Source organism: Streptomyces flavotricini (genome assembly GCF_020639365.1).
Classification (GTDB): Bacteria; Actinomycetota; Actinomycetes; order Streptomycetales; family Streptomycetaceae; genus Streptomyces; species Streptomyces flavotricini.
Genome location: NZ_JAINUL010000001.1, coordinates 7,942,652 through 7,954,044, shown reverse-complemented (window position 1 = coordinate 7,954,044; position 11,393 = coordinate 7,942,652). Strand labels below are relative to the sequence as shown.

The window sequence follows — 11,393 nt, the reverse complement described above, 5'->3', positions numbered from 1 at the left end:
TGCCGGTCCGCTACGCGGATCGGTGTGTGGGCGGGGCCACATTCAACGCGAACCGAAGGAAACCGGCACCTCGAACGCCGCTTTCCGCACCGCCCCGCCTCCCCGCCCCCGCCTCAGCGGGCCCGCAGGAGCCGGTGGTGGGCACCGGCGCCCAGGACGGCTCCCAGGACCGGCGCCGCGAGGTAGATCCACAGGCCGGCGGTGGCCCCGGACATCAGCGCGGGTCCGAACTGGCGGGCGGGATTGGCGGCGCCGCCGCTCAGGGGCCCCAGAACGGCGATGATCACGCAGACGAGGAGCCCCAGGGCCGCGGGGAACCACCGTCCGCGGGACGGGTGCGCGAGGAAGAAGCCGATCATCAGGGTGACCACGACCAGGCAGCCGCCCTCGGCCGCGAAGACGGTCCAGCCGTTCCACGACGGGGCCGCGGCCGCCATGCCGTAGCCGACCCGCGCCACGGCCGGTCCCCAGACGAGCCGGGCCAGAACCGTCCCGGCGACCGACCCGCACAGCTGCGCGATGACGTACGCGGTCACGCCCCGGCCGGGGAAGGCCCTCAGCCGCCACAGCGCGAGGGTGACCGCGGGGTTCATGTGCGCACCCGAGCACCGGCCCCACGGGGAGCGGAGCAGCCCGAAGACGAGCGCGCCGGTCAGCGCACCCACCGCGAGGAGGGCCAGCCGGAGGTTCTCGAGGACGAGCGGGGAGGCCGGATCGAGCACCCAGCGGATGATCGTGACCACGGCGAACATGAGCGCCGCGGTCAGGGCGAACTCGTACAGGGGATAGCCGGAGCCGGCGGGCACGGTTTGCACGGGCACCCGGACGCGAACCGGGTCCGCTCCGGACGGCGCGGCCGGGGAACCGGACCTGGACATCTCTGCTCCGCTCATGGGTTCACCCTTCGATCGGGCGGCTTCGGCGCCCGGGCTGCGCGCCCGGTCCGCCCGTCGAGGAAGCCTGCTGCACTCCAGGGCCGCAGGGCGCGCGTACACGCCGACGGGCGGGGACGGATCGGGCGCGGACGCGTGGCCGCCGGGTCCTGGCGTCGTTCCCGCGTTTGCGGATTGCGGTCGCAGCGGCCGCAACCCGGGGTCGCCCCCCTCCTGGCCGACGGCCCGACGGGCCGCGGAGGCCCTGGCCCGGGCCCGGCGCTGCGGCGTCCCCCTCCCCCTGGCGGGCGGGACGACCGGCCAACCTGACACCGCCGTTGCCGTCGGTCCGTGACGGCGCAGACACTCATGGTGCACCGCGACGCTCCTTCGGATGCCCCGCCCACGAACCGTCTGTTCCCCGGGGGCATTCCGCTCGTCGACCGCGGGCGCCGCCCGGTCGGCGCCGTCTTCGCGGTTCTGCAATCCCCCCAGCAACGAGAGGAAATCCGCATGTCCGAAACCTCTGCCACCCCCGGGTCCAACCACCTCGACCTGGACCTGGACCTCGACCTCAGCGAGCTGACCGTCACCGCGCTGAGCGACACCGCCGCTCTGCCCGAGAACGGCGCCTCGTGGGGCTCCTGCTCCTGTCAGGGCTCGTCCTCCTGCGCCCAGCCGCAGGTGGAGACGCCCACCGCCTGACGGCTGGACGCGGCCGCTCCCGTGCGGCCGGCCCCCCGGCCGGCCGCACGGCCTGCGGCCCGAGGGCCCGTCCTTCCGGACCGGGCCCCAGCCGCAGGACAGCTCACAGTCCCAGACCGCACCACGGGAGCCCGCCTTGCCGCACCCCGCCCAGCCAGCCGCAGCGCACCACGTCGCGCCCGTGCCGGGGACCGCCCCGTACGCGCTGGTCCGCACCACGGTGACGGCGCATCCCGCACAGCCGGACGAGGCCGCGCCCGTACGGACCCTGCTCGACCGGCTCACCGCCCTCACCGCACGGGAGGAGGCGCTGCGTCCTGCCCTGTGCGACGACCTCTTCGCCTCCCGGTCCGGCCACGACGAGGAGTTCCACCGCCACGTGGTGCTCCCGCTGCGCCGGGCGCTGCACAACGGCCGCGTCCCCCGGCCCGCCCTGCTGGACCGCCTCGGCGATCTGCCCCTGCGGGTGCCCCGGCTCCGCGCCTGGCTGAATCTGCGCGAACTGCGCGACGTACTCCTCGACGACCTGGCGGCGGCCGTCCCCGGGGCCCTGGCCGCCGAGCGCTCCGCCCTCGCCGGACTGTGCCGCTCCCCCGGTTTCAACCGCGCCGTCGCGCTCACCAGTGCCGACCTGCTGCGCGCGGTGTCCCGGGCCGCCCGGGACGAAGGCGGGCGCAGGGCCCGCAAGGAGGAGCCCTCGGTATTGCGGCACGCCCTGCGCGCCAGTACGAAGACCAGTCCGCTGTCGTGGTTCACCGCCGTGGGATGGTCCGGCGGTGAACCGGTCCGGACGCCGGCACCGCTCTCGCCGCCGCGGTCCGTGGTACGGGAGCACCGGACCCTCGTCGAGGCGCTCGCCTCCGCGCTGCTGGACGAACCGCGCCGCCGCCGCGCGCTCCCCCACCGCATGACCAGCAGCGCGCGGCACACCACCGACGGGCGGGCCCTGTACACGCGGGACCACACCTTCTTCGCGGGCGGCCGGTACCTCGTCACCCACGAGGAGGCGGTCGAGCTCGCCGCCCGCCCCGCCCTGACCGCGCTCGACGCGCTCGCGGCCGCGCCCGCGCCCCCGGACGAGCTGGCGGCCCGCCTCGGTCCGGCCCTCGGCCGCCCCGGCACGGACCCCGCCGTCGGCCGCTTCCTCGGTCAACTCGTCGACGGCGGCCTGCTGGTGCCGGTGGCGCCCGTCGATCCTCAGCACCCGTACCCCTTGCGCGCGCTGGCCGACTGGTTGCGGCAATGGCCCGAGGACGCGGCCCTGTCCGACCGGATCGAACGGCTCGCCGCCGACACCGGCGCCTTCGCGAAGACGCCGGCCGAGGAGCGGCCCGCCCTGCTGGCCGGCCTGGCGGACCGCTGGCGCCGCCTTCTGGCCGACGCCGGCCGGCCCGTCCCCGCCGACGCCGCCCCGCTGAACGTGCTCTCCGAGGACGTGCTCTTCGAAGGCGTGCTCTCGGAAGGCGTGCTCTCGGAAGAGGTGCGCTCGGAGGACGTGCCCTCGGACGGGGTGCTCGACGGCCCCGCACGCGGCGAGCACGCCCGCGCCGCCGGTTCCGCGGCCGGCCCCGCCGCCGGGTCCGGCTCGCTGACGGCCGCGGACCGGGCCGTGCTCGGTGAACTGACCGCGCTGGCCGAGCTCTTCGACCTCGGTCACCTGATGCGGCGGGCCGCGCTGGAGCGCTTCACCGCCCGCTACGGGCACGGCGGGACCTGTCCGGCCCCCTGGGAGTTCGGCGCCGACACCGCCGCCGCGTGGGAGGAGTCCGCACGCCTCGCCGCCCTGCCCTCCGACGACCCGGGACTCTCCCCCGGGCTGGCCGAACTGGCCGCGCTGCGGGAGGAGTTCGTCCAGCACGTGCGGAACGCCGCGGCGGCCGCGCCCGGCGGTTGGGCCGAGGAGGTCGTCCTGCCCGCCGGGGAGGTCCGCGGACTCGCCGCCCGGCTGCCCGGCTGGACCACCGCCCGCCCGCTCAGCTACGCCTGGTTCGTCCAGAACGCGCAGAGCGCCCGGAGCGCCGACCAGGGTGCCGGCGGCCTGCTCTGCGTCAACCACGTCTACGGCGGCTGGGGCCGCTTCACCAGCCGCTTCCTGGACGACCTGCCCCCCGGGGCCGCCGCCGAGGTGGCCCGCGCGATCCGCCGCGGCCTCGGCGACGGCGCCCGCGCCGCCCAGATCCGGCCGGTCGGCGGCTTCAACGCCAATCTCCATCCGCTGCTGGTGGGCGAGGAGATCGGCCCCGACCGGTACCGCAGCGCGCTCGCCGAAGCCGACGTGGAGCTGGTCCACGACCGGGAGTCCGACCAGCTCCGGCTGCGGCTGCGGGCCACCGGCGAACCCCTCGACGTCCTCTACCTGGGTTTCCTCGCCCCGGTCATGCTGCCGCAGCGCCTCGCGCCGTTCCTCTGCGACCACCCGGCCGGCGTCGTGGACTTCCGGCGGCTCCTCCCCCGCCACGCCCTGGCCGTCCCCGGCGGCGAGGTACGGCGAACCCCTCGGCTGCGCCACGGCCACGCGGTGCTGGCCCGGCGCCGCTGGCACCTGCCCGAAGGGGTGGTGGCCGCGCTCCGCGCCGACCTCGCGGCCGACCCCGGCGAGGTCCCGGCCGCCGCCGCGGCCCGTTGGCGCGCCCTGCTGGGGCTGCCCGAGCAGGTGTTCCTGCATCCGGTCCCCGAGCCCTCCGCCGGCCGTCCCGCCGAGGACTTCGTACGGAGTCTGCGCGCGCCGAAGCCGCAGGCCCTGGACCTGGGCAGCGCCCTGCACCTGCGCTGCCTCGCCGGCTGGCTGGCCCGGCATCCGCGCGGGGCGGTGCTGGAGGAGTCACTGCCCGTCTTCGGCGGCCGGAGCCGCCCCGCGCACGCCGTGGAGCACGTCGCCGAGACCTACCGGCCCGCACGCACCCCGTCCGTCACCCGTCGAGGAGACACCCCATGAACGCCCCGGACACCGCCCGGTCCGACGCGCGGTCCGACGCGCGGTCCGTCGCCGCCCTCGACGTGGTCGTCCACCACTACGAGCCGGTCAAGGCCCCTCTGCTGCGCGACGCCGTGCTGCCGCTGGCCCGGCGGGCCGCCGCGGACGGGCTGACCGTCCACGTCGAACGCCACTGGCTGCACGGACCGCACCTGCGGCTGCGCCTGCGCGGCCGCCCCGACGCGGTGGCCGGCGCGGCCGGGCGCACCGCCGCCGAGCTGCGCACCCACGTGGCTTCGCACCCGTCGCGGGCCGCCGCGGACGGGGAGCTCCTGCTGGCGCAGGCCGCGGCGGCGGGGCGGGCCGAGCTGATCCCGCCCCCGTACGGTCCGCTCGTGCCCGACAACACCGTACGGGTGGAGCCGGTGGACCTGACCTCGCTGAACGCGCTGATCGGCCCGGACGGGGTGCGGCTGCGCGAGGAGTTGCTGGCGCTGGGGCTGCCCGCCCTCGCGGCGGGCACCGCGTTCCTCGGCGAGCGCGCGGACACGTCCGCCGCCCGGGTCGAGTTCGTGGTGGCGGCCCTCGCGGCCCATGCGGCCGCGCACCCCGAAGGACTGATCGGCGGCCACTACTCGTACGTCTCCCACCTGGAGGACTTCCTCGTCCAGGAGGACCGCGACGGGCGGGTGCGGGCGGCCTTCGACCGCCGCTGGGACGCGGTGGGCGAGCGGATCTCCGCGCTGGTGGGCCGGATCTCGGGCGGGGGTGCGGCCGGCTGGGAGCGGGCCTGGGCCGACTGGTCCGCCGCGGCCTGGCGGATCGCGGAGGAACGGCTCGCGGCGGGCGCGGACTTCACCGGGGTGCGTGAGGAGTACCTGGACCGGGCCGCGGCGCTCGGCGACCGGGCCACCGTCGAGCGCTGGGACCGGAGGACGCGGACCCGGTACAGCGAGTTCCACCGGCTGCTGCACCGTTCGGACCCTCAGGGCGCGATGTGGAGCCGCCCCGACTACCTGGTCCACCGGGCCTGTACGAACGGGCTGTACCGGCTCCTGACCATCTGCGACGTCCGGCCCGTGGAGCGCTACCTCGCCGCCCACCTCGTCGTACGGAGCGTGCCGGAACTCACCGGGCACCGGTGGCGGGCGCGCATCGACGAGGTCATCGCCGCCGTGGAGGGGTCGCCGTGACCGCCGCCGGACCGGTGCGCCTGCGCCTGCGCCTGCGGCCCGGGGTGGCGGTCACCCCGCTGCGGGAGGGTCTGCACCTGCGCGGACGGGACGGGAGCGTGACGCTCGAGGGGAGCAAGGCCCTGCCCGCCCTGTGGGAGCTGCTGTCCGGGCGCCTCGGGTACGGATCCGGGTCAGGGCCGGTGTCCGGGTCCGGGGGCGTGCCGGGCGCGGGCGAGGAGGCGGGCCGACGCCGTCTCGATCCGGCCGATCCCCGGGTCGAGAGCGCGCTGGCCGCGCTGACCGCGCAGCTGCACGCGCACGATCTGCTCGCCGAGTATCCGGCCGGAGCGGCCGAACCCCCCGCCTGGCTGGGGGCCTCCACGCACCGGCCCGGACCCGCGGCCGCGGCCCTGGCCGCCGCCCGGCCCGTGGTCGCGGCGGCCGATCCCGACGGGCCGCTCGCCACCGCGCTGATCGGTGTCCTGGACCGCGCGGGGACCCCGCCGGAGGTGTACCGCGACACGGACCTGCCGACCGGGCGGGTGGTGGCGGTCGCGGGCACTCCGCCGGTGGCCGTGGCCGTGGCCCGTACCGCGGAGGGCGGCTTCGTCACGGCCGTGGCCGAGCCGGAACGCACCCGTACGGACGCCGAGTCGATCGCCGTACGCCTGCGCACCGGCACCGGCACCGGCACCGGCACCGGCACCGGCTCTGCCGACGCCCGGGTGACGGCCGGGGCTCCGGCGGCCCTCACGGCCCTGCTGGCCGGAGCCGCGGCGCAGCGGCTGCTGTGCGCCACGGCCGGCCTGCCCGATCCGGCCGTGCGGGAGGAGGACCCGCAGCTGCTGCCGGAGCGTCCCGCCGTGCTGGTCGCCCTGGCCCGGCCTCCGCACGCGTCCTACCGTCCCTGGGTCTGCGGGCCGGCCGACCCCGCGTTCCCCGCCCTCGCCCCCGCCGGCGATCTGGCCGAGGCGCTGCGCCGCATCGGGGCACTGGGCGACCCGTACCTGGGGGTGCTCGACGCACCGCTGCCGGGGGACCTCCCCCAGTTGCCCGCCTCGCTCGCGCTCTGCGCCTCGGTGGCCGGGCCGCTGGTGGCCGGGGGGCCGCGGACGGACCTGGCCCGGGTCTCCGCGGCGTGCCGTGCGGCCGAACTGCGCCTGGGCGAAGGGCTGCCGGGCCCGGTGGCGGTCGGCGCCGGACCCGGGCACGCCCTGGGGCGCGCCCTGCGCCGGACGCCCTGGGGCGCGCCCTGCGCCGGGCCGCCCTCGCCGCCGCGGGTTCCGCAGGCGGCCCCGGCCGGGCCGTGGACGAGGAGGAATGGCGCGGGCATCCGCAGGCCCGCCACTGGTGGACCGTACTGACCCGGCACCTGGGGCTCGCGAGGGAGATGACGGTTCACCGGCTCCCCGCGGAGCAGGCCTACCTGGCCGTCGTACGGGACCCGGCGGGCCCGGCCGGGACCGGCGCGGTGGCCGCCCGCGCGGTGGAGGCGACGGCCGCCGACGCCGCGGCCCTTGCCGCGCTCGGCGCGGTGACCCGGGCCATGGCCGCCGAACACGGCCCGGCCGGGGTGGTGCACGCCGCCTTCAGCGGGGCCGAGGCGTCCCTCGCCGTGGCGGGAGTCGAGCGGGCGGCCTGGACGGACGAGGGGTGGACCGACCGCTGGCTGGCCGGGATCTCCCGGCGGGAGCCGCGGCTGTGCGCGGCGCTGGCCCGGCTGACCGGGCTGGCGGGGCGGCTCCCCCAGCCCTGGCGGCCGGGCGGGGCGGAGCTCTCCGACGGCGGAGCCGCCCGGTCGGCCGAGCCGGTCCTGGCCGCCCTGCACACCTGCGGATTCACCGTTCTGGCCGGGTGGGGAGGAGACCGATGACCGGGATCACGGCGAAGAGGCCCGGGACGGCTGCCGACGCGCAGGTGGTGGCCACCGCCGCCGGCCCCGTGCCCGTCCTGGATCCGGCCGCGGCGCTGGAGACGACCGGCGGCGCCGCCGTCGTCCACCTCACCTCCTGGACGCTGGAGCTGGCGGAGCGGCTCAGCCGCCACGCGATGTCCCGTCCCGTACGGCTGGTACCGGTGCGCGAGGACGGTGCGCTGACCGTGATCGGGCCCGTGCTGGAGCCCGGGGCGCGGGCGTGCCTGGCCTGTGTCGAGTACCGGCGACTGGCCACCGCGGGCGGCCGGGTTCCCTGGCAGAGCCCCCGGATGGCGCTGGCCGGCACCGGCACCCCTGCCATGGCGGAGGCGGCCCTGCTGCTCGCCGCCTCCCTCCTGGAGCCCGGGCCCGGCGCGGAGGCGGACACGGAGACGGACGGGGAAGCGGACGGGGAGACGGACGCGGAGACGGGCGGCGCTTCGCCGGCCACCGTCCACATCGTCCAGAGCCACCGGGCCACCTGGTCCACCCACCGCGTCCGCCCGGTCGGCGGCTGTCCGGTGTGCCGCCCGCTGCCGGCCGACTCCCCAGCGGCGGCCCGGTTCCCGGACGCGCCGCTGCCGCTGCCCGACCCCGCCGTGCTGCGCGGCTCCAACGACCGTACGGAAGCGGACCGGTTGCGGGCCGAGCTGTACGACGAGCGGTTCGGCCCGGTGCGCCGCCTGTTCCGCACCGAGGACTCCGCCTTCGCCCTCACCACCGCGTGGGTGACGGACGGCCGTCTGGTCGACGACGGCGGGTACGGGCGCTCCGCCGACTTCCGCTCCAGCGAGCGGGTGGCGCTGTTCGAGGGAGTGGAGCGGCTGGCCGGAATGCGCCCGCTGGGCCGGCGTACCGTCCTGCGCGCGTCGTTCGCCGAGCTGGGCCCGGAGGCCGCCGTGGACCCCGCCCGGCTCGGTCTGCCCGACCCGGCCCACCGGGGCGACCCCGCCTCCCACACCGTCCCGTACCACGCCGACCTGGAGCTGGACTGGGTGTACGGCTGGTCGCTCACCCATGGCCGGGCCCGGGCGGTGCCCGAGCACGTGGCGTACTGGGACCTGGGGCGGGGTCCCGGCCGGGCCCGGGTGGTCTACGAGTCCTCGAACGGCTGCGGGCTCGGGAACAGCCCCCAGGAGGCCGCGCTCTACGGGCTGTTCGAGGTGGCGGAACGGGACGCCTTCCTGATGGCGTGGTACGCGCGGACGCCGCTGCCCGGCATCGCCCTGCCCGCCGACGACCCCCTGGTGACCGCCCTGGCCTCGCGCGCCGCGCTGATGGGCTACCGGCTGAGCCTGCTGGACGCCACCAACGACCTCGGCATCCCGGCGGTGGTCTCGCTCTGCCGCTACGAGGGGGGTCACCCCGGCGCTCCGCGCGCCTTCCTGGCCGCCGGCGCCCATCACGATCCGCGGGCCGCGATCCGCTCGGCGGTGGCGGAGGTCGTCACGAACGTGCAGGACTCGGTGCACCGGCCGGCCGGTCCGGGCGGGGCGCGCGACCCGGAGCGGCTGCGCCCCATGCTCCGGCGGCCCGAGCTGGTGGTCGGCCTCGACGACCACGTGGGCCTGAACACCCTGCCCGAGGCCCAGCCCCGGCTGGAGTTCCTGTTCCCAGGCGTCCGGGGCGACGTCCGGGAGGTCCCCTGGCAGGAGCGCTGGCCCGGCGCTCCGACCCCGGTGGCCGACCTCACCCGGCTGCTGGCGCAGACGGTCGCCCGGCTGGCGGCCGAGGGGCTGGAGGTGGTCGTCGTCACGCAGGACGAGCCGGGGATCCGGGACCGGCTGGGGTTGCACTGCGCCAAGGTGATCGTGCCCGGCACCCTCCCGATGACGTTCGGCCACGTCAACCGCCGCACGCTCGGACTGCCCCGGCTGCTGGAGGTGCCCCACCGTCTGGGGCGCACCGCCCGTCCGCTGCGGCACGACGAACTCCCCTTGTACCCGCACCCGTTCCCGTGAGGACGATCCGATGACCGAAGTCCCGTACGCGACCGCGTCCCCCGCCGGGGCGGCAGCCCTCGCACCGGCTCCGGTGGCAGGCTGGCAGAGCCTGCACCTGACCCTGCACACCGACGGCGCGGACACCGATGCCTTCGTGACCGGGGCGCTCGCGCCCCTGATGGACGGCCGGTACGGGGCGGGGCCCGACGGCGGCGCCTGGTTCTTCATCCGCTACCACGAGGGCGGACCCCATCTGCGGATCAGGTTCCGCAGCCTCGCGGGGTCCGCCGAGGACGCGGCCGCGGACGCGGCCGGACTCGCCTCGGAACTGGCCCTGTCGGCTGCCGCGACCGCCCCCGCCGGTTCGTGGCCCGGCCGGCACGGGGAGGTGCGCGTGACTCCGTACGAGCCGGAGACCGAGCGCTACGGCGGCCCGGCCGCGCTCCCGGTGGCCGAGGAGGTGTTCGTGCACTCGACGCGCGCGGCCGTAGCCGCCCTGCGCGCCGTGCCCGGGCGGGCCGATCGGCTGCGGCTCGCCCTGGACCTCGCCCACACCACGGCGTACGCCCTGGGCCTGGACGAACTGGAGGCGGCGGGCTGGCTGCGCCGGCACGCCGCCTCCTGGCGCTGGGCCACCGAGGTGCGGCCGCTGCCCGGAGCCGCCGTCCACACCCGGGTCAACACGGTGTTCGCGGCCCAGCGCACGGGCCTGGCGCGGCGGGCCCGGGCCGTCCGCGCCGGGCTGGCCGACGGCTGTGCCGATCCCTGGCTCGCGCAGTGGTCCCGCCAGGTGCGGGCGGCCGACGCCCGGCTGCGTACCGCCGTGCCCGAGGCGGACCGGCCGGACGCGCAGGTGCGCACGCAGCGCCGGCTGTGGGTGTGGGCCTCGCAGCTCCACATGCTGTTCAACCGGCTGGGGGTCGCCCCCGACGAGGAGCGGGCCGTCTGCCGGCTCGCGGGGCGCGCCCTGCTGGAGACGGGCGACGGGGGCGGCTTCTTCGGCGCCGGCCCGCGCGCGGCCGACTACCAGTACCTGGAGCAGAGCAAGTTCCAGATCGGCCGTGCGCAGGACACCGCCGTGCGGACCGTCGCCCGGCCCGGCGCGGCGTCCGGGCACCGGCCCGAGGCCGAACGGGCGCTTCCCGCGGCCCCGTTGCCGGAGCTGTCGCTCGCCGCGGCGCTGCGCACCCGCAGCTCGGCGCGCGGGTCGCTGCGGGGGCCGCTCACCGCGCAGGAGCTGGGCGGGGTGCTGTGGCACGCGCACGCGCCGAGCCACGTCTCCCGGCAGGCTCTGGCCGACGGCACGGAGCGCGCCGTCCACCACCGCCCGTACCCGAGCGCGGGCGCCCTCTACAGCGTCCGGGTACGGCTGCTGGCCCTCTCCGTGGCCGGGCTCGCCCCCGGTACGTACCACTGCATGCCGGAGCGGCGCTCGCTGGTCGCCCTCGGACCGGCCCCTGAACTCGGCGCGCTCAAGGCGCTGTCCTCGTACCTCTCGCGGCCGGCCGGGGACCCGGACGCCGTCGGGATCGACGAGGCACCGGCCGTGCTGGCGGTCCACCTGGACCTCGGGCTGCTCCGCCGCCGCTACGGGTTGCGGGCGCTGCGGCTGGGGCTGCTGGAGGCCGGGCACCTGGCCCAGACCCTGCAGCTCACGGCCGGCGCGTTCGGGCTGGCCACGATCCCGCTCGGCGGGCTGCAGGACGATTTGGCGCACGAGCTGCTGGGCCTGGACGATCTCGACGAGCCGATCCAGTACCTGCTGCCGCTCGGGCGGCCGGAGGGGACGGGATCCGCCACGCCGTGAGGGCCGCAGCCCGTCCGGAGCGGCCGCATATGATTCCCGGGGCCCGGACGGGCCGAAGACCG

The 11,393-nt window shown here is 77.5% G+C and carries 8 protein-coding genes; 7 read left to right on the top strand and 1 reads right to left on the bottom strand.

Annotated elements, in window-relative coordinates:
* Nucleotides 1–113: 113 nt before the first annotated feature.
* A complete protein-coding gene (locus tag K7B10_RS36360; RefSeq protein WP_229343343.1) occupies nt 114–893 on the bottom strand; it encodes an MIP/aquaporin family protein in 780 nt (259 codons plus the stop codon).
* Nucleotides 894–1,385: 492 nt separating this feature from the next.
* Here K7B10_RS36360 and K7B10_RS36355 point away from each other — a divergent pair, with 492 nt between their 5' ends.
* The 7 genes from K7B10_RS36355 (at nt 1,386) to K7B10_RS36325 (ending at nt 11,331) form a co-directional block, all read left to right on the top strand.
* A complete protein-coding gene (locus K7B10_RS36355; RefSeq protein WP_229343341.1) occupies nt 1,386–1,577 on the top strand; it encodes a thiazolylpeptide-type bacteriocin in 192 nt (63 codons plus the stop codon).
* Between the two features lie 181 nt (nt 1,578–1,758).
* On the top strand, nt 1,759–4,512 hold the full coding sequence (locus tag K7B10_RS36350; RefSeq protein WP_229343339.1) for a lantibiotic dehydratase: 2,754 nt from the start codon (nt 1,759–1,761) through the stop codon (nt 4,510–4,512).
* Nucleotides 4,509–5,684, top strand: coding sequence for a lantibiotic dehydratase C-terminal domain-containing protein (locus tag K7B10_RS36345; RefSeq protein ID WP_229343337.1), 1,176 nt, complete (start codon nt 4,509–4,511; stop codon nt 5,682–5,684). Before K7B10_RS36350 ends, K7B10_RS36345 begins: the two co-directional genes overlap by 4 nt.
* Nucleotides 5,681–7,030, top strand: coding sequence for a hypothetical protein (locus K7B10_RS36340; RefSeq protein WP_229343335.1), 1,350 nt, complete (start codon nt 5,681–5,683; stop codon nt 7,028–7,030). The genes K7B10_RS36345 and K7B10_RS36340 overlap by 4 nt, the downstream gene beginning before the upstream one ends.
* A complete protein-coding gene (locus K7B10_RS36335) occupies nt 6,973–7,539 on the top strand; it encodes a hypothetical protein (RefSeq protein ID WP_229343334.1) in 567 nt (188 codons plus the stop codon). The genes K7B10_RS36340 and K7B10_RS36335 overlap by 58 nt, the downstream gene beginning before the upstream one ends.
* A complete protein-coding gene (locus K7B10_RS36330) occupies nt 7,536–9,542 on the top strand; it encodes a TOMM precursor leader peptide-binding protein (RefSeq protein ID WP_229343332.1) in 2,007 nt (668 codons plus the stop codon). Before K7B10_RS36335 ends, K7B10_RS36330 begins: the two co-directional genes overlap by 4 nt.
* A 10-nt stretch (nt 9,543–9,552) precedes the next feature.
* A complete protein-coding gene (locus tag K7B10_RS36325) occupies nt 9,553–11,331 on the top strand; it encodes a thiopeptide-type bacteriocin biosynthesis protein (protein ID WP_229343330.1) in 1,779 nt (592 codons plus the stop codon).
* Nucleotides 11,332–11,393 lie beyond the last annotated feature (62 nt).

Excerpts from the sequence above, each read along its gene's own strand:
- K7B10_RS36360 (WP_229343343.1), bottom strand. The coding sequence starts at position 893 with ATGAGCGGAGCAGAGATGTCCAGGTCCGGTTCCCCGGCCGCGCCGTCC.
- K7B10_RS36355 (WP_229343341.1), top strand. The coding sequence starts at position 1,386 with ATGTCCGAAACCTCTGCCACCCCCGGGTCCAACCACCTCGACCTGGAC.
- K7B10_RS36345 (WP_229343337.1), top strand. The coding sequence starts at position 4,509 with ATGAACGCCCCGGACACCGCCCGGTCCGACGCGCGGTCCGACGCGCGG.
- K7B10_RS36330 (WP_229343332.1), top strand. The coding sequence starts at position 7,536 with ATGACCGGGATCACGGCGAAGAGGCCCGGGACGGCTGCCGACGCGCAG.
- K7B10_RS36325 (WP_229343330.1), top strand. The coding sequence starts at position 9,553 with ATGACCGAAGTCCCGTACGCGACCGCGTCCCCCGCCGGGGCGGCAGCC.